This is a genomic window from Enterococcus sp. AMC1086 (assembly GCF_058216575.1).
On the sequence record NZ_CM177100.1, the window covers coordinates 478,628 to 497,544 of the forward strand.

The 18,917-nt window shown below is 34.2% G+C and carries 12 protein-coding genes; all 12 read left to right on the plus strand.

The window, feature by feature from the left end:
- Positions 1-166 precede the first annotated feature (166 nt).
- The 12 genes from AC4BC4_RS02390 to lplA all read left to right on the plus strand — a co-directional run bounded on the left by AC4BC4_RS02390 (position 167) and on the right by lplA (position 18,911).
- The gene (locus AC4BC4_RS02390; RefSeq protein WP_490476642.1) at positions 167-544 is read left to right on the plus strand and encodes an OsmC family protein; all 378 of its coding nucleotides are present in this window, start codon (positions 167-169) and stop codon (positions 542-544) included.
- A gap of 69 nt (positions 545-613) precedes the next feature.
- Positions 614-2,251 (plus strand): peptide ABC transporter substrate-binding protein, encoded by a 1,638-nt coding sequence (locus tag AC4BC4_RS02395; protein ID WP_490476643.1) that lies wholly within the window; start codon positions 614-616, stop codon positions 2,249-2,251.
- A gap of 247 nt (positions 2,252-2,498) precedes the next feature.
- Positions 2,499-4,427, plus strand: coding sequence for a heavy metal translocating P-type ATPase (locus AC4BC4_RS02400; protein ID WP_490476644.1), 1,929 nt, complete (start codon positions 2,499-2,501; stop codon positions 4,425-4,427).
- A gap of 1,036 nt (positions 4,428-5,463) precedes the next feature.
- Positions 5,464-6,579 (plus strand): hypothetical protein, encoded by a 1,116-nt coding sequence (locus AC4BC4_RS02405; RefSeq protein WP_490476645.1) that lies wholly within the window; start codon positions 5,464-5,466, stop codon positions 6,577-6,579.
- 17 nt (positions 6,580-6,596) lie between these two features.
- The gene (locus AC4BC4_RS02410) at positions 6,597-8,330 is read left to right on the plus strand and encodes a glucosaminidase domain-containing protein (protein WP_490476646.1); all 1,734 of its coding nucleotides are present in this window, start codon (positions 6,597-6,599) and stop codon (positions 8,328-8,330) included.
- Between the two features lie 24 nt (positions 8,331-8,354).
- Positions 8,355-9,596, plus strand: a complete 1,242-nt coding sequence (locus tag AC4BC4_RS02415; protein ID WP_490476647.1) for a hypothetical protein — start codon at positions 8,355-8,357, stop codon at positions 9,594-9,596.
- Between the two features lie 435 nt (positions 9,597-10,031).
- The gene (apf, locus tag AC4BC4_RS02420) at positions 10,032-10,598 is read left to right on the plus strand and encodes an aggregation-promoting factor (protein WP_438757378.1); all 567 of its coding nucleotides are present in this window, start codon (positions 10,032-10,034) and stop codon (positions 10,596-10,598) included.
- A gap of 211 nt (positions 10,599-10,809) precedes the next feature.
- The gene (locus AC4BC4_RS02425; protein ID WP_438757377.1) at positions 10,810-11,019 is read left to right on the plus strand and encodes a hypothetical protein; all 210 of its coding nucleotides are present in this window, start codon (positions 10,810-10,812) and stop codon (positions 11,017-11,019) included.
- A gap of 10 nt (positions 11,020-11,029) precedes the next feature.
- Positions 11,030-11,821 carry an LssY C-terminal domain-containing protein gene (locus AC4BC4_RS02430; protein WP_490476648.1) on the plus strand — a complete coding sequence of 264 codons (792 nt, stop codon included), beginning with the start codon at positions 11,030-11,032 and terminating at the stop codon, positions 11,819-11,821.
- A 1,171-nt stretch (positions 11,822-12,992) separates the two neighbouring features.
- Complete coding sequence (locus AC4BC4_RS02435; protein WP_490476649.1) at positions 12,993-14,084, plus strand: tyrosine-type recombinase/integrase; 1,092 nt, start codon at positions 12,993-12,995, stop codon at positions 14,082-14,084.
- Between the two features lie 338 nt (positions 14,085-14,422).
- Positions 14,423-17,560 (plus strand): KxYKxGKxW signal peptide domain-containing protein, encoded by a 3,138-nt coding sequence (locus AC4BC4_RS02440; protein ID WP_490476650.1) that lies wholly within the window; start codon positions 14,423-14,425, stop codon positions 17,558-17,560.
- A gap of 337 nt (positions 17,561-17,897) precedes the next feature.
- Positions 17,898-18,911, plus strand: coding sequence for a lipoate--protein ligase (gene lplA, locus AC4BC4_RS02445; RefSeq protein WP_490476651.1), 1,014 nt, complete (start codon positions 17,898-17,900; stop codon positions 18,909-18,911).
- Positions 18,912-18,917: the final 6 nt, after the last annotated feature.

Sequence of the window (18,917 nt, forward strand, 5' to 3'; positions counted from 1 at the left end):
TACATTATTACTAATAAAGTTTCCTGGATTCTAAATGAATGTGGGAAGCTTTTTTATTGATAGCTTTTGGTTATCATACTAGTGAATAAAGTATTATCCGTTTCGTGTATTTTGTACTATCATTGTAAAATAAAGAAAACGTTAAAAAAATAAAGGAGCGAAAAACATGGAATTGATTTCAAGTGAAAAAGGTTTTGAATTGGTGCACAAAAATGGCAACTGGGTATTAAAAAAAGATATTGGTTTTTCTCCAGTGGAACTGTTAGTAGCATCGATTAGTGCATGTGGAGCTTATGTTTATGAAAAAATATTAACTAACTCTAACATCGACTTCACGATTGAAAAGGTAGATGTCTCGTACGAGCGTGCAGAAGATAAACAAGCCAAACCATTAAGTCGTGTTGCAATCACTTTTTCAATCAAGGTTTCTGAGGATGAACAAGGAAAAGCAGAACGAGCATTAAAATTGATAGGAAAAAATTGTCCAGTCATACAATCATTAGATCCAGAAATAGCTGTTGTTGAAGAGTTGATTTTTATTTAAAGGAGTAGCTATGCTTAGATGTTATCTAACTTAATAAGCTAGTTTCGATAGAGAAATAGGAGGAACAAAATGAAAAAGTTCGCCATTAGCGCACTGGTGCTTTTATTTTTTCTGGCCGGCTGTAATTCCGCTGAGAACACAGAGTCAAATGAATCGAAAAAGGCAGTTGTTCATTTTACCGAGCCAGCAGAATTGCTAACGCTAGATACGACACAAGAAGAGGATTTTACTAGTTTCAATGCTCAAAATCAAGTTCTTGAAGGCCTTTACCAATTAAATGAAAAAGATGAAGCAGCCCCAGCTGTAGCGAAAGAATTACCAGCAATCAGTGACGACAAAAAAACGTATACGATTTCTTTAAGAGAAAATGCAAAATGGTCAAATGGAGAACCCGTCACAGCAGACGACTTTCTTTATGCTTGGAGACGAGCAGTCACGCCAGAAACGGCACCTTCTTACGCTAGTTTGTTTGTTTCTTCTATACAAAATGCGGAGGCCATTTATCAAGGGAAAATGAAGCCTGATCAATTAGGAGTAGAAGCGCCAGATGAACATACGCTAGTAATTCACTTGATTAAGCCAATCCCCTATTTTACATCGTTACTGACCTTTGAAACGTTTTTCCCAATCAAACAAGCATTCGCGGAAAAACAAGGTAGTAACTACGGAACTTCAAGTAAAACAACTCTATATAATGGACCGTTTATTCTAGAAGGTTGGGAACAAAATTCTGATACTTGGCAGTATGTGAAAAATCCAGAGTATTGGGATAAAAAGAATGTTACAGTCGATGAAATTCAAACGACCGTTGTAAAATCAACAAGTACAGCTGTTAATTTATATCAAACCGACGAACTAGATCGTGTTGTTTTAGATGGAGAATTCTCTAAACAATATAAAAACGATCCTGATTTTCAAAATCAAAATGACACAAAAATGGGCTATCTCCGTTTCAATCAAGATCAAGGTAAACTATTAGAAAATGTCAATTTACGAAAGGCGATCTCGTTGGCCATCGACAGAGAGATATTTGTAAAGAATGTCTTAGGAGACGGATCTATTGCAGCTGAAGGATTTGTTCCCCAAAATTTTGTTCAAAATACCAAAACAGGCGAAGATTTTCGTAAAGAGAATGGTGTGCAGCAAACATTTGATAAAGACGCCGCACAAGAAGCTTATGCAAAAGCAAAAGAAGAACTGAATAAAGATGAGATCACATTGGTTTATCTGACAAAGGATACAGATACGGAGAAAAAGACAGCTGAATACTTAGCGAGTCAAATAGCTGAAGTACTTCCAGGTATCAATTTTGAAATTACTACATTGCCAAGTAATAACTTACAAGAACGTTATTTATCTGGAGATTATGACATTGCTTTTGGTCAATGGATGCCTGATTTCAAAGATGCCATTACATTTTTAGACATGTTTGCTTCCACTTCTGGCTTGAACCATGTCAACTATAAGAATCCATCATATGATCGCTTGATCCAAGCTGCATCTAGTACAGACGCTGCAGATGAAGAAAAAAGATGGACAGATCTCCTACAGGCAGAACAACTTTTATTAGCAGAAGATTACACGATTGCACCGATCTATCAACAACAAACGGCTTTATTGCAAAAGAAAAATATTCATGATGTCGTAAAACATAGTTTTGGTTCACCGTACAGTTTTAAATATATTAAAGTAGAAGAAATAAAATAACTAGAAGAGATTGGGACAGAAGCGTTTATTTCTGAAGGCATTACTTTTGCTCCCATCATTTATTTGGATTCCTTAAGGCTAGGATATAACTCGTAGAGTTGTATCTTAGCCTTATTTTTTGTAAAAAAATGTCTACTTTCACTTGACACATGATTGTTTGTTCATGTATTATAAACATAAGATATATGAATGGTTGTTCATTTAAAAAGTTTTTTCGGAAAAATAACCGTAAAGGAGGAAATATAAAATGGATACAACAAAAGTACATGACCACGATCACACAAGCTGTAGTGGACACAATCACGATCACGGCAAATCACCAGTTATCTTATATTTTATAGGTTTTGCTATTTTTATTAGTGCCTTTTTTTTAAACAAAGGTTCGTTAGGACAAAATATTCTTTTTACAAGTGCAATGTTATTATCAGGCTATCACATAATTTTAGAAGGTATTGTTGATACGATCAGTGAATCTAAAGAGCAAAGAAAATTTGTTCCAAACGTCCATATTTTAATGACGTTGGCTGCATTTGGTGCAACGATCATTGGGAATTATGAAGAAGGCGCTTTGTTGATCCTTATTTTTGCAGCAGCCCATTTTCTTGAAGAATATGCAGAAGGCCGCAGTAAAAGAGAAATTACTAATTTACTTAAAATGAATCCAACAGAAGCTCGTTTGATCCAAGCTGATGGTAATGTGAAAATAGTTGATGTTGCTACATTGAAAATTGGGGATAAACTACAAGTGTTGAATGGAGATCAAATTGCAACCGATGGTATTATTCTGTCTGGGCAGACGTCGATCGATGAGTCCTCTATCAATGGTGAAAGTATCCCTAGAGAAAAAACAGTCGGTGATGAAGTGTTTGGTAGTACCATCAATGGCAGTGGCACGTTTACTATGGAAGTGACAAAAGACACTAGTGACACAGTATTTGCGAAAATTCTTCAATTGGTCAATCAGTCGCAATCCAACTTGTCAAAAACAGCTACAAAGATTCAAAAACTAGAACCTTATTATGTGACGATCGTCTTGATTGTTGTGCCGATTTTTATCGCAGCAGGACCGTTTTTGTTTAACTGGTCATGGGATGAGAGTTTTTATCGCGGCATGGTATTTTTGATTTCTGCCTCACCATGTGCACTGGCAGCTAGTGCTGTACCAGCAACCTTATCAGGAATTTCTAATTTAGCGAAAAGAGGTGTTTTATTTAAAGGTGGCTCTTATCTAGCCAACTTGGCAACGATTAAATCAGTTGCTTTTGATAAAACTGGCACGCTGACGAAAGGCAAACCCTCCGTAACTGATTTTTATTTCTTAACAGATAATACACAATTAACAGAGCAAACGTGTATCGATTTAATTGTTGCGATGGAAAAAACAGCCAACCATCCTTTAGCTAATGCAATCTTAGCCAAATTTAACCCTACAATAGAATTGACACTAACGGTGGAAAACGAAATAGGTAAAGGGTTAGTAACAGAATATCTTGGAAGTACCTATCAAATCGGTAAACCAGAAATGTTTAGTCAAGTCAATGCTCAAATCAATGCGCATAATGAACAATACGCAAAAGAAGGCAAAACTGTTGTTTATTTTGCTGAAAATAACGAAGTGATTGGGTTGATCGCTATGATGGATGTACCAAATGAAAATGCAAAAAATGTGATCAGCTATCTAAAATCACAAGGTATCCACACAACAATGATCACCGGAGATGCAGAATTAACAGGGCAAGCAGTGGGACGTCAAATCGGGATAGACGAAGTTGTTGGGAATGTCTTGCCGGAAAATAAAGCAGCAATCATCAAAGAACAACAAGAGCGTTTCGGTAATGTAGCGATGCTAGGTGATGGCGTCAACGATGCTCCTGCTTTAGTAACGGCAGATATCGGTGTCGCAATGGGAGATGGAACGGACATCGCGATCGATGTAGCAGATGCTGTATTGATGAAAAATGATTTGACCAAATTCAGCTATGCACATAAGATTTCTAAGCGTTTGGATCGAGTTGTTTGGCAAAATATCATTTTTTCAATGTTTATCGTAGTTCTATTGATCACGTTGAATATTTTAGGGAAAATGGACATTACGATTGGTGTTATCGCACATGAAGGAAGTACATTACTAGTTATTTTGAACGGATTACGCTTATTGATTCCGTCAAAGCAATAGAAGTATAGGGTGGGACAGAATATTTCCGAACAGGTTGATTCTGTCCCACCGTTTATTTGTATTAAGGGGTGAAACAAAAATGGATTTTACGCTTGTTACACTCGCTATAGTAGCAATCTAGTTATAAAATAAATGTCAAATAACAACCCAAGTATTTTGCACTATCAAAAACTAATAATTGAATAGTAAAAAGCGTCGGAGTATAATTAGATTAGAAAATACGTTAGTAGATTGTGAACGAAACAGAGATTTTATGTGAAAAAATAATGAATAATAGAAGAGAATAATTAATTTTATTTTTTCACTGTACTTAAATTAATAACATGTATATTAATATAAGTACTAATGGAAAAAAAGATTTTATCTACTTTTTTATTAAAAATAGAAAGATTAAAAAAGCGTGTGTTTTCATTTATTTTTTTAAAATTCTATTTTATTCTAATTAGTCTTAGAGTTGCGAATTCGATAAAACTCAATGTTAATGCTATTTATAGCGAAAGAATGAAGAGGGATTAGTAATTTGAACTGCGTGACAGCGTATAATTCTAATATCTAAATTAGTTTCTTTTTTTTTATAAGAAATAAAATTCAATGCGTTTTGTATTCGTATTTTTATAATAAAAAAACATGATTTTCATTTACTATAGACGTTTTTTGTTGAAAAAAATACTGGAGTATGATTTTTAATTTCACAAAAGTAAAAATAAAGCGCTAATTCAGTTTGTTTGTTTGGCCTTTATCTGATAAAATAGAAAAAGGTAGGTATGTTTTTGTAGGGTTTTAGAGAATCGTTTTTATCAGATTGAGGTAAGTAGTTGATTGTCATTAAAATATGATTAGTTAGATAAACTATATTGATAACTATGGGAAACGATACTTTAAGAGTGAAGTTGATTATTTTTGCAAAAAAGATTACGGCACTTGTCACTATAGTTACATATATCAATTCACATAATGTACTTAGTATTTAAAATTAACACGTTAAAAAATAATCAATAACAAGAGATATCCCATTTTTGTAGAAGGAAGTGAGCATATGCTAAAAATTTTTGGCAAAGGTAAAAAAAGAAAAAAATATGATGATTACGATGAATATGATGACGAAGATTACGACGACGATGAGTATGATGATGATGACGAATACGATGACGACGATGAGTATGACGATGATGACGAATACGATGACGACGATGAGTATGACGATGATGACGAATACGATGAAGATTATGATGATGATGATGAATACGACGATGAAGATTATGAAGATGACGACGATGAGTATGATGAAGATGAAGATGAACGTCCATTATTCTCGCTGAAAAAGAAAAAACAGTCACCAGCGTCTAAAAAACCTAAATCAAAGAAAAAAAGACCGCCAGTTCATGAAGTAATCGACGATGAAGAGTTAGAAGAACTTCAAGAAGAAATTGAACAACTTGAAAGTGAACTTCGAGAGCTAAAAACTGAACTACGTAAGAGTAAAAGAGAAAATTCTCAATTACAGAATGAAGTAGAAGCTGCACATCAAACAAACGAATCATTAGAAAACGAATTATCGATGGTGCAAGCTGTGCCAAAAGATTACGACGCTCGGATGGCAGAACTTGAACAAGTAAAAAGTAAATACAATAGTTTATTGCGTGAAAGCAATCGTCAGATCGACGAAACAGACTTAAACCGAAAGAAAGCAGAGCGCTTTGCAAATAAAATCAGACAATACGAACAAGAGCTTTTGGCAAAACAAGAAGAAATCGATAAACTTTCAGAAGATCGTATCGTGATCATGGCTTCAGATACACCAACAGATACAGGGGCCTATGAAGAATTGGCAAAAGTTCGTCAAGAATTAGAAATGACGAAACGTCAACTTGCTCAAAAATCAATCGATATCGATCAACAGTTGTCTAAAGAAGACATTGGCGAAGTTTTATTGGATGCTAAAAGACAAGCAAAAGAAATCATAAACCAAGCAAATCAACGTGCGCAACTGATCAATGAAGAAACGAAGAAGAAAGCGAATGTCTTAAAACGCTTAGAACGCGCAGAACACGAATACCAAAACTACTACAAACGCATCAAAGATGTTAAGGAAGAATCAGAACAAGCATTCAACCAAATCATCAGCTTGGTGAAAGATGATCCATATGAATAAGAAAGGGAGGACACAGAGTGAAAAAAAGAAATCTAAACAGTAAAAAATTACGTTTATTGAGTGTAGGGTTGCTTACTTCAAGTGCTGTCCTTTCTGTTACCGATGTAAAACCAATAGTTGCTAAAGAAATTGATGATCAGGCAACTTCAAGTTCTGAAGAACATGAAGATGTAGCAATTTTATCTTCAACTAAGGAACATGAATCAACAGAAAGTACAGTAGAAGAGACAGAGTCTAGTTCCTCTACCGAAAATAGCACAACTTCTTCAACGGAGGATTCGACTGAAGAAGTTAGTAGTGAGTCGTCCAGTGAATCAGATGACACTAGCTCCACAACGGATACATCAACAACGGATACAACGACAAATACGACAGATACAACATCAAATACGACGGATACAACAACTCCGCCAAAGCCGAAACCGAAGCCAACACCGAAGCCAAAGCCAACACCAACACCGAAGCCAACACCTAGCAAACCAAAACCGCCAGTTCAAGGGCCTGTCCAACAGCCGAGTGTTACAACTCCGCAAACAAACAGACCAAGTGCGGGTTCTACTGTTGGAACGGTCACTGGAAGCAATACGAATGGAAATTCAGCTAGTGGATCCGATCAGGTATTTCATATCAGTCCTAATTTGACAACGAAAAGTTTTGTTAAAGTAATTGGTGAGGATGCCCGCTCAATTGCTGGTGAGAATAACTTGTATGCATCTGTAATGATCGCACAAGCAATCTTAGAAAGTGCATCTGGTAACAGCGCACTAGCTTCTGCACCAAATTATAATTTGTTTGGTATCAAAGGTAGCTATGAAGGAGCAAGTGCTAATTTCCTAACGAGTGAAGATAATGGTTCTGGTGGTATGTTTACGGTTCGTTCCGATTTTAGAAAGTATCCATCTTACAAAGAATCTCTTGGCGATTATGTGAAGTTACTTCGTGGTGGAACTGATTCTAGTAGTGGCTTTTATAGTGGTACTTGGAAAAGTAACACAAAATCACATAAAGATGCGACGAAGTTTTTAACAGGGCGTTATGCGACAGATACAAGCTATAATTCAAAATTGAATGGTTTGATCGATGCGTATGATTTAACGCAATATGATACGTTAAAAGACAAGAAGAAGACAAAAAAAGCTAAAAAAATCACATTAAATACATCATTTGATAAGTTAGAGAAGAAAAACGATCAAAAAGATGAAAATATCGAATACCTTACGCACATTGTGAAAAAAGGTGAATCACTTAAATCAATTAGCGACCTATACAATATTTCTACATTAGCTGTTTTGGAAAAAAATCAATTAGATCGACGTATGTTGTTCATTGGTCAAAAATTAAGTATTCCTAAACAAGAAGAAAAAAGTACGACTGTAGTAAAAGAAGATGCTGTAGACCGTTCATTGGATATGGTTCAAAAAATATCCAATACATTTAATGATCAAGAAACCGGTCAATCCACCAACAAAAAAGAAGCAAAAATAGCATCCTCAACTAAAAAAGAAACAAAAGCGACGAAAGAAACAAGCGATACAACAAGTAAAAAAGAAACAAAAGATTACCAAGTAAGTGCAACTCGCAAGAAAACAAAAGAAATATATGAAGTGAAAAAAGGAGATACTTTAGCGAGTATTTCTAAAAAGACTGGTGTCTCTGTGTGGTCGTTAAAAGAGTGGAACGATTTAGAACAGTACTTTTTAACTGAAGGACAACAGCTTATCTTAGCGCCAGTTTATGACCTTGAATCGTAAAAAAAAGAAGGGAGAACGGTTTAAATGAATGATTATTTCGATGTTTTTTTTCATCAACAAGCAATCCCATTAAACATGGGGACCGTTCTCTATCAAAAAGATAACACGGACAAAATCGTTGAGGCGTGTGAGACACTCTATGAACACTCAACAGGAGATTTTCTTACTTTTCGGGAGAATAATGAAGTTTCTCGAAAAGTTACTTCTTCGCCTATCAAAAAGCATGTGGAAATTCAGTTTTTTCAGGCCCAATTAAATTGGGATGTTTTATTGGAAGAATTGGAAGAACTTTTCCCGCAATTTGTATGGACAAAGATAGTTGAAGAAGTCGATGGTATTTTTAGTACATATTTCTGTGAATTGATCCCTGTATCTTTTGGCACAGAGGAAGAACCGATTCAATTCGTCGTTTCGACTAGTTTAGAACAGATGGGGTATTCAAAAGATGAATCTGTCAGCAATATCTTAGAGGCAAAACTTCTTTCGGTCTTTCAAGATGAAGAAGAGGTACCCTTTTCTGGTGAAACACTTAGCTTTCCAGTAGAAGTATCTATAGGAAAAAATAGTGAAAAAAAGGCAGCTTTTACAGACTCATTATTAGATGAAGATGAAAGCGATGATGAGAATAAGGACGAGGAAAGACTCGAAATTGAGCCAAATGATGAAATTGAACTAATGGATTTAGCTCGCTCAGAAGAAAGTGAAGTCCTTTTTTTAAAAGAGAGTTTAAAGCGAGAGAAAGCGTCAAAGGAACGTGTGCGGGTAGCAAAAGAAAAATTGGAGTACGAGCTGCTCGCCATAGAAAACACCTTACTCGTTAGTGGCTTAAAACGATTTAAGAAGCATCAGAAAACGTCGATTGATGAAGAAGACTGGTACAAACGTGTCCGTATTGATTTGATCCATTATGATGATCTTTATAAAAAAGCAAAATTTATTGAACAGTCTTGGCGGTTAAATCGACAATTGGTAACGACCACTGAAAAAATGACTGTAACCAAAGATCAATGGATCTATGAACGAGCACGTGTTGAAAAAATCAAGAACAGTGTATCAGAAATGGATTTACGTTCAATGATGGAACAATGTCATTTGATTAATGAACGAGTAAAAATTCGCCCAGGCTTCTTCTTCTTGAAACCTAGAGTAAAATTATATCAAATCGATTATGAACAATTAGAAAAAATTAGTGCATTCTTTGATATTATTCAAACCGAAAATCGACTGTTAGAATCAGTGATCGAGCAAAAAGAACTTAACGCATAAGCTTCAATTAAGAAACAGAAACACTAGGAAACTAGATGTGTTTCTGTTTTTTTGTGTGGATAAATGAGAAAAAACGCCAGATATATAAACACTATTCTGTTGAAAATAAACAATTTTTTTTCAAAAAAGTCAGTTATCAGAGGAAAAATTAGGTGGAAATTTTGTAACAATTCTACTTTTTTGTAATATTACAATTGTTATTAATATAGTTGGAAGAAAAATTTCAGAAAATATCATGATTTTTTTACTCGCCAAATTAAGTACAAACATAGTGCGAACGCATGTTTCTTTGATCGTATTTTACAGACTGTTACCCAATGAAAATACTCGTAACGAATTGTCACTATATATTCACCTATGAAATATTTTTAGATGTTAAAGTATGCAAAGTCGATAAATAAACGACGAAAATATTTTTTACAAAGGAGAAACAACATGAAATCACTTAAAACGATTTTATTAGCAACAACTTTGACTGCAGGATTTGGAATTTTTATGGGAACAACTGACGCGCACGCTGATAGCTTATATACAGTAAAATCTGGTGATACATTATCTACTATCGCTCATCAATTTAACGGAGACGATAGCTTGATTGATTTAATTGCAAAAGACAACAATATTACGAATATAAATATGATTTTTGAGGGAGAAAAGCTAACGATCCGTACAGCTGAAGAAGCAGCTCAACAAGAAGTAAAAGCTACTCCTACACAAGAAGCGCCAGTACAAGCTGAAACGATTGTAGAAGAAACAACAGTTGCACCAACAACAGCTGCGACGACCTCTTCTGCAAAAGAGTGGATTGCACAAAAAGAATCTAGCGGTTCATACAGCGCAACAAATGGTAAGTATATCGGTAGATATCAGTTAGATGCTTCTTACTTAAATGGAGACTACTCTGAAGCAAATCAAGAAAGTGTAGCGGATAGCTACGTAGCGGGTCGTTATGGATCATGGGAAGCAGCGCAAGCGTTCTGGATGGCTAATGGCTGGTATTAAGAAAAAATAGACAAGCATCAATAAACTAGATATTTTTAAAAGAAGTTGGAACAGAAGCATTTATTCTGAGTCCTTAAGGCTAGGATATAACTCGTAGAGTTATGTTCTAGCCTTTTTTAATTTAACAATCTGAATAATAATAGAAGACTTTACCTGAGAAATGAGTATAATTTATAGTAGAGGAACCTTATTCAAGAAAGGAGGAAATGAAATGCCTAAATACTACAAAAACCTTAAAACAGGAGCAGTGATCACTTCAGCAGAATATCAAGAAAAAATCATGAATAATATGACAGAAACAAGCGCTGAGTTGGGAACGATGGGTGTGGGATCCTATAGTAATTTCGTCAATGATGTATTTGAAGGTGAACTAGACAATTACAGTCAGTATGTTCCGTATGATCCAGAACAAAAAGAGTAGGAGAAATTAAATGAAAAAGCAAACGTTACTGAACAGTATGTTTAGGGTATTTAGATTCATTTTTGTTATTATCTTAGGTTATTTAGTTTATACATCATTATTCTCAGAAATTTTAACAAGGAAAATCCACATTTTTCTTTATGTTTTTTTGTGGTTGTTTAGTTCCTACTTGATAATTCCTTTTATTAATAAATTCCTGACAGGACGCTATTTGCCAGACTACTTTATTGGTCGTTCTAGAACAAGTGATGGGTTACTTGGAGATCCTATCAATTTGGCTTTTACAGGCTCTAAAATTGAATTAGAAACACTTTTTTTAAGCTCTGGCTGGACGAAAGCTGAATCATTGTCATTACGCTCTAGTATATATATGGTCGCTGCAAGTGTATTTGGGAAGTCCTATCCCAGTGCGCCAGTCAGTTCCCTATTTTTGTTTAATAAGAAACAGGATATTGCGTTTGAAAAGGAAATCGAAAATAACCCAAGAAGAAGACATCATGTCCGCTTTTGGAAGACACCTGATAACTGGTATTTACCTGGAGGAAGAGAAGCAGATTGGCTGGGCGGTGCAACTTATGATAAAAAAGTTGGATTTTCATTTTTTACAGGCCAAGTCACACACAAAATCAATTCAGATGTTGATCAAGAACGAGATTTTGTTTTAGAATCGTTTAAACAATCGACTGAATCTGTTTCAATTGAACTAGTGGAACATTTTACAACTAGTTATCATGGTCGTAATGGCGGTGGGGACGAAATTTATACGGATGGTGCATTGCCTTTTATCAAAATGAGCAAATAAAAAAGTGGAAGAAAAGTGTAAGAATTTTTCTTCCACTTTTTGTATCGCTTTTATGTTCAAAATGATATTGATTTAAATATTATCTTAGTTATAAGGTAGAATGGAAAGTAAGTTGAAGACTAGGATCGATCTCATAGGAACAAACTGCTAATAAGTAATTTTCCATGGAAATTTTTTTCGTTATGAGGAAAAAATAAAAGGGAGTAAAAAAAGTGATTGATAGCAAAATAAGAATAACTATAAAAAAATCAAATTTAAAAAGCATTTCTGTTAATTATTTTGCAGAAATGCTTGTTTTTTGAATAATATATAAAGTATGTAGTCAATATAGAAATAAACGGATGGGTATTAATAAAAAAATTTTGCTCGGTTGAAACAGAAAAGAGAACTGAAAAGAAATATAGTTTTTTTTCTTTTTTAGTAGAAAAGCCAACATTAGTTGGAATATTTAGGTTGAATACTGTAACATTATAATCAATAACAGTTGTGATTATAAGATGCTTTTCGGTACAAGTTATTTTAGTTTAGCAGTTATGAATAAGCAACCAAAAAAAAAAACGATAACAGTGGGTGATAAATGGAAAATAATTAGGTGAACTAACTGTTGGTTATAGAGGAATTAAAAAAGGAGCAGTAAAAACCTATTTATGAGATATAAGGAGTAGCGATTTAATCATAAAAAACATAATGGAGAGAAAAATGAAAAAAGTGATGAATAGACATAACTAAATTAAATAGGTCTATTGTTAGAGAGAAATTTAGTGGGATTATTTCTTGTTCTTTGTAGGAACAAGAAATGAGAAAATGAAATTTTGATGAATAAAAAATGTTGGTTTTATAAACAGACTTATTCACTCAACACATAGTATTGTACTATTTAAGTAGGTTCTATGTCAATAGGTGTTGGTGTAATTACTTTTATAAAAAAAAATCTTACTCTCTTGTGTTATTAAAAAACATTCATAATTTTATTCTGCTATAGATATAAGAACGGTTTATAAAAAAACATAAGCTGTTACTTTGATATTTTATGAATAAATAATTCTCCCCTGAAAATTGGGAATGCGTATAATTAGTTGGAAAAGTACTTGAAAATCAACGATTCAGTTCGTTCACTCCAACGCCGTCAAATACGCCGTCACAAATCGAAAAATGAGAGAGGAATTTTATTATGGCAAAAAGAGGAGAAAATATATATAAGAGAAAAGATGGTCGTTGGGAAGGTCGTTATATAAAGGAACGAAAAATAGATGGTAAAATTCATTATGGGTACATATATTCCAGAAAATATTTAGAGGTCAAACAGAAGCTAATGTTGTTAAAAGCCGATTCTCTAAGGGAACCCGAGTTTCACTCGACGTATACTGGAACATTGGCTGAATGGCTAAACGTTTGGCTAGATACGATTGTTAAGCCTAAAGTTAAATTAAGTACTTATAATAGCTATAAAAGTAAAGTCCAATTGCACGTTTTACCCAATATTGGAGAGATCCGTCTGCGTGAATTAATGCCAGCAGATATTGATCAGTGGATTTTACAATTAAGCTTGTCGTTATCACCAAGTTCTGTTCATGCGGTTCATCGTGTTTTGAAAACTGGATTAGCACAAGCTGTCCGACAAGATTTGTTAAAAAAAGATCCCACACTAAATATTGATTTACCTAAATTAGAAAAGCAAAGAATTCGTGCTTTTTCTATAGAACAACAAAAGAAAATCAAAGAAGCCGCTCGTTTAGACGAAAAATATTTACCCATTATTCTAGCGTTAGAAACAGGCATGCGAATAGGTGAAATCAGTGCGTTACGATGGAGCGATATCGATTTTTTTGAAAAAACAATCCATATTCAGCGAACGCTACAACGTTTACAGGTGGATGCAGGAAAAACAGCTCTTGTTGAAGGATCTCCAAAAACATTTCAATCTAAGCGGATATTACCTTTGTCAACCCAACTTGAAATCTATTTAAGCAAGATCAAACAACATTCAGCAAGTGTGTATGTTGTTGGTCTAGCAAATTCTTGCACAGAACCAAGAACCATTACGTATCGGTTTAAAAAACTTCTGGTACAACTTCAAATAACAGAATTACCCTTCCATGCGTTGCGGCATACATTTGCAACTCGTTGTTTAGAAATGGGTGTAAATATTGCTACAATAAGTTCAATGCTCGGACATACATCAACCAAAATGACGTTAGATGTCTACACAAATTCATTTATGAAAGATGAGCGGCAAGCGATTGAAAAAATTTCTATTATTTAACCTAATAATTCTTTAAAAAAAACACAATAATAATGATTAAAAACCACTTGATGATCTTAAGTGGTTTTTTATTTTTGTATTTTATTACTTATAATACTGATTTATGACCGTCAACTGAGCCGTCAAGCCGAGTAAGAGAGGCATCAAATCGATAACAAAAAAACTTTTCTTGTTCCTACAAAAAAGAAGAAATGGGAGTGGAATTGGATGCGCCTTAATCTAATATGCTATGTACTTTATTATATGGATTTTTTTGGCTGTGTCCATTATTTTACTTTGCGTGAGTACTAATTCTAAATTAGTATTAAAAAAAATTATTATTATGGAGGTAATGATTCATGAAGAGCAACAAAAATATCAGAAAAGACGATTTAAGTCCTGAAAGCAACACAAAGAAAATTTACAAGATGTATAAGAGAAAAAAACAGTGGGTGGTAGCCCCTGTGGTACTGTTAATGTCACTTAATGCACTTAGCCCGGTGGCTGTATTTGCAGTAACAGATACTGAGCAAGCAGACGTTGAAACAGCGCAAATGAGAGTCGTAGATGACGAATTACAGAAATTGATAAGCCAAGCGATTACAAGTATTGGAGAATTGACTTCTTTAACAACAGAAGAAAAAGCACCGCATATTGAAGCAGTAAACAAGGCAGAAAATAAAATTCAGTTAAACGATGCTTTAGTAAAAGTATATCAAGCTGATATTGCCAAAGAAGTTAGTAAACTTTCAGAAGGATATACGAAACAAATTGATGCTTTTAGTTTTTTAGAAGAAACTGAGAAAACTGATTTTAAAGGTGAAATCACATTAGCACTTGGATTAACAAGACTAGAGGGAAATTTTAATACAGACCTGGATAATAACTCTGAAAAATATGGTCAAGCAAAAGCAGCTTTTAAATCTGCATTAGAAGCTAATAAAGCGGAAGCAGACAAAGTTGTAGCCACTGCAAAAGCTAAAAATGACGCTCGAGCTGATTTTCCAAAATATAAGGATGAGCAAAAAGCAATCATTCAGGGGATGAAATATATCTCAGATATAGAAAAAGCTAATTATATCGCTAAAATTACAGATGCTAAGTCAACACAAGATGTACAAAGAGTGATGGATGCTGCAACTAGTGCAGATCAAGAGATTTTAGCAGAATTAGTTTCAGATAAAATTACCAAAATAAATAATAAATTGGATACTTCTTCTCTACTAGATTCTATAAAAAACACGTTTAATGGGCGTATTAAGATCATTGATTCGAAAATACAAAAAACAGATGAAGACTTAGTAACCTTAGCCACTATTGATTCTGAAGTAGATAAAGCGATCGACAATCAAAAAGTTGCTGATTTAGATGGATTAAAAATCAAAGTAAAAACTCAAATTAGTTCAGCTGCAGGTACTATAGTCACAGCTGCAGATGTAAAACGATTCCATAATAAAGTAGATTCAGCTAAGACCGAAGAAGCTGTTAAAGCTGTTGAAAAGGATTGGGAGCAATTCTTAGAAGTTGAGAAAATCAAACAATTAGATTTGGTTGCCGCACAGAATGCGGCAAAATCAGCAATCAACGCTTTAGGTTTCGAATCTAAGATGACGGCGCCTAACTACGCAAGACATATTGACTTAAGTAATACAGCAGAGGAGATTGCTGAAATTTTAGCTGAAGCACAAGCTGCTAGAAAAAAAGAAATAGCAAATTTAATTGTTGCAAAAGAGGCAGCAGTCAAAGTGATCCAAGCACTTACAAATCTTTTACAAACTGAGAAAGACCAACTCATTGCGCATATCAACGATGCAATAAATTCAAAAACTGTGAAAGATGGATTAGCAAAGGCTAAAACAGCGGATCAATCTAAGAAAGTACAGAATGAAAAGGATAATGCAACTAAAAAAATTAAGGCATTAGCAGCTCTAGATTCGAGCGAAATAAATGGTTATATAATAAGGATCCATTCAGCCAATACTACTACAGTAGAAGAAATCGAAGAAATCGTATCAGAGGCTATTTATGAAAATGATCTCAAAAAAATTCAAGAAGCTGATTTGGAATCGGCGCAATCCATTGCAAAAGAAGCACTTAAGAATCTAGCAGATTTAACGCCAGCACAAACAAATTCTGCGTTAAAATCTATTAATGATGCAAAAACACCAAGTGATGTTAAAAAAGCACTAAAAGTTGCTTCTAGCTTAAACAAACTCAATAAAGCTGCAAAAAAAGAAGCTGCAAAACTAACAAAAGCAAAAGATGAAGCCAAAGAAAAAATTGATGCAATGGACTATCTTTCAGCTTCGGCAAAAGAAAGATATAAAGCTGAAATCAATGCTCAAACAAGCATTTCTGATATTGAAGTTATTGAAGGTAAAGCTAAAGAGGCGGACGATGCTATAAGAGATGCACAAACTAAGATTCAAAGTAAAAAAGTAGCGTTAGTAAATGCAATTAATGGTGCAAATGAATTAACCTTAACAGAAAAGAAACAGTTCTCAGATCAAGTTTATAAATGTACAACTAAGAATGAAATTAATATTATTGGTAGTAAAGTCAAGCAATTAATCAATGATCGTAAGGTTGCAGTAGCTAAAGATTCAGACGCTAAAAAAGAAGCAATTAGGGTTGCAATTGATGGATTAGAAGGATTAACTGATTCTCAAAAAGCTAGCTATAAAGATGAACTAGACGGCTTAACAGAAGGAGAAGACATGGTAGCACTTTATGAATCAGCGAAAGCAGAAGCCATCAAAATATATGATAAAGAATTAACGAATGGAATTGATTCTTTAATCGCTTCTGGTTCGTATGTGCAAGCGCAAGAAAAAATCAGCCAATTAAAATCTGATAGTACACATAAACAATACCAAGAAAAACTAAATGACAGTATTGCTTTATCAGAAGCAAAAGCTGATGCAAACAAACAAATCGATGCATTAGAAAATATGACTGCTGCAGAAAAAACAGCAGCCAAAGAAAAAATTTCTAAATTAACAACAAAAGCAGCGGTTGAAAAAGAAGTTAAAGCATTAGTAAAAGCTGACGACCTTATTCACGATCAACCGTTGATTGAATTAGCAGAAGCACAAATCAATGGAAAAGAATTTGATAAAGCAGCCAAAACAATTGATAAAATCCGTGATGCTGATACAAAAGCTAAATTACAAAAACAGCTAGAAAACGCTCAAAAAGTAGTACCAGCTGTTAAAGGAACAGCACACGTCAGCAAAATCGGTTGGCAACCAACTGTTAGTACAAATGAAATTATTGGTACAGTAGGTAGAAAATTAGCCCTTGAAGGAATTAAATTGAATTTAGAAGAGCTAAATGTATCAACTTCAGTTAAGGGAATTGACGGTGGCATTCAATACCGTGTACATGTCAGCAAATTTGGTTGGCAAGATTACCAAGCAAATGGTGCATTGGCTGGAACAACTGGTAAATCATTACAAATGGAAGCCGTTCAAATTCGTTTAGTAGAAAAAAAATAATTGTGGATGAGTCTCATGTATTCTTTTGAGATGTACATTTAAGAATTGATCGTCATAACAGGAAAATGACACAATAATCAGAGGTACTTCTGATTATTGTGTTTTTTATTTTATATCTATCAAAGATATCATAATGATGTATTATTTTTGTGTACTAAAAACTGTTCTATGTTCAAATTCCTGTTATATAATATATCGATTTTCCTTATAAAATCAAGGTTTTTTGAGCAAATATATGTAATAATATAAACTGAAATGTTAGACTAAGTGTGTTGTTAGAATTATCAGAATTTTCAGCGTTCATATTGAAAGCCCTTTTATAGAAAGGAGGAATAAAATGTATTATGTTATTATGCCCTCTCGTGATATTCGTCGAAATTTAGCGACGGAGCAGTATCTGTTAAATCAGCGAACATTTGATACGCCACTTGTTTTATTTTATATTCAAACACCATGTGTCATCGTTGGACGTAACCAGAATGTACGAGCTGAAGTTGATTTAAGTTATGCTTTGAGGCACGAAATCACGATTACCAGAAGATTATCAGGTGGTGGAGCAGTATATGATGATTTGGGGAATTTAAGTTTTAGTTTTGTTGTGAATGCAGAGCATGAAACTTTTGGAGACTTTAAGTTATTCACGCAGCCGATCCTTGATGCTTTACATGAAATGGGCGCAACGGGTGCAGAAATTAGCGGCCGAAACGATTTACTGATCGATGGGAAAAAATTCTCAGGCAATGCGATGTATACGAAAAATAAAAAAATGTATTCTCATGGTACATTGATGCTAGATGTCAATTTAGAAGAAGTAAATCGAGTATTGACCGTTTCTGAGAAAAAACTAGCCTCAAAAGGGACGAAGTCTGTCAGAAGCCGTGTGACAAATCTCAAGCCTTATCTAAAAAAGGAATTCCAAGAAATCTCCACTGAAGCATTTAGAGACCGCTTATTGTTGCATCTATTTAACGCTAAAACAATGGAAGAAATCAAATCACAGGAATATCAGCTAACGCAAAAAGACGAGCAAGCAATCGATCAATTAGTGGCAGACATCTATGGAAATGATGCTTGGATATTTGGTGAAGAACCTAAATATACGATAAAAAGAGAAGAGAAATTTAAAGGTGGATTAATTGAAGCCAATATTTCTGTGGAAAAAGGGCGGATCTCAGCAGTCACGATTTATGGTGACTATTTTAGCAAAAAAGAGACGAAAGAAATCGAGAATTTATTGATTGGATGCCAATATGAGCAAAAAGCAATCAAGCAAGTGTTGGCTGAAATCACAGTCGAGGATTATTTTAACAATGTTTCTAAAGCTGAATTTATTCAGTTGTTGGTTGATTAAGTTGGA

Coding starts and splice junctions, on each gene's coding strand:
- AC4BC4_RS02390 (WP_490476642.1), top strand. CDS start 167: ATGGAATTGATTTCAAGTGAAAAAGGTTTTGAATTGGTGCACAAAAAT.
- AC4BC4_RS02395 (WP_490476643.1), top strand. CDS start 614: ATGAAAAAGTTCGCCATTAGCGCACTGGTGCTTTTATTTTTTCTGGCC.
- AC4BC4_RS02400 (WP_490476644.1), top strand. CDS start 2,499: ATGGATACAACAAAAGTACATGACCACGATCACACAAGCTGTAGTGGA.
- AC4BC4_RS02405 (WP_490476645.1), top strand. CDS start 5,464: ATGCTAAAAATTTTTGGCAAAGGTAAAAAAAGAAAAAAATATGATGAT.
- AC4BC4_RS02415 (WP_490476647.1), top strand. CDS start 8,355: ATGAATGATTATTTCGATGTTTTTTTTCATCAACAAGCAATCCCATTA.
- apf (WP_438757378.1), top strand. CDS start 10,032: ATGAAATCACTTAAAACGATTTTATTAGCAACAACTTTGACTGCAGGA.
- AC4BC4_RS02425 (WP_438757377.1), top strand. CDS start 10,810: ATGCCTAAATACTACAAAAACCTTAAAACAGGAGCAGTGATCACTTCA.
- AC4BC4_RS02430 (WP_490476648.1), top strand. CDS start 11,030: ATGAAAAAGCAAACGTTACTGAACAGTATGTTTAGGGTATTTAGATTC.
- AC4BC4_RS02435 (WP_490476649.1), top strand. CDS start 12,993: ATGGCAAAAAGAGGAGAAAATATATATAAGAGAAAAGATGGTCGTTGG.
- AC4BC4_RS02440 (WP_490476650.1), top strand. CDS start 14,423: ATGAAGAGCAACAAAAATATCAGAAAAGACGATTTAAGTCCTGAAAGC.
- lplA (WP_490476651.1), top strand. CDS start 17,898: ATGTATTATGTTATTATGCCCTCTCGTGATATTCGTCGAAATTTAGCG.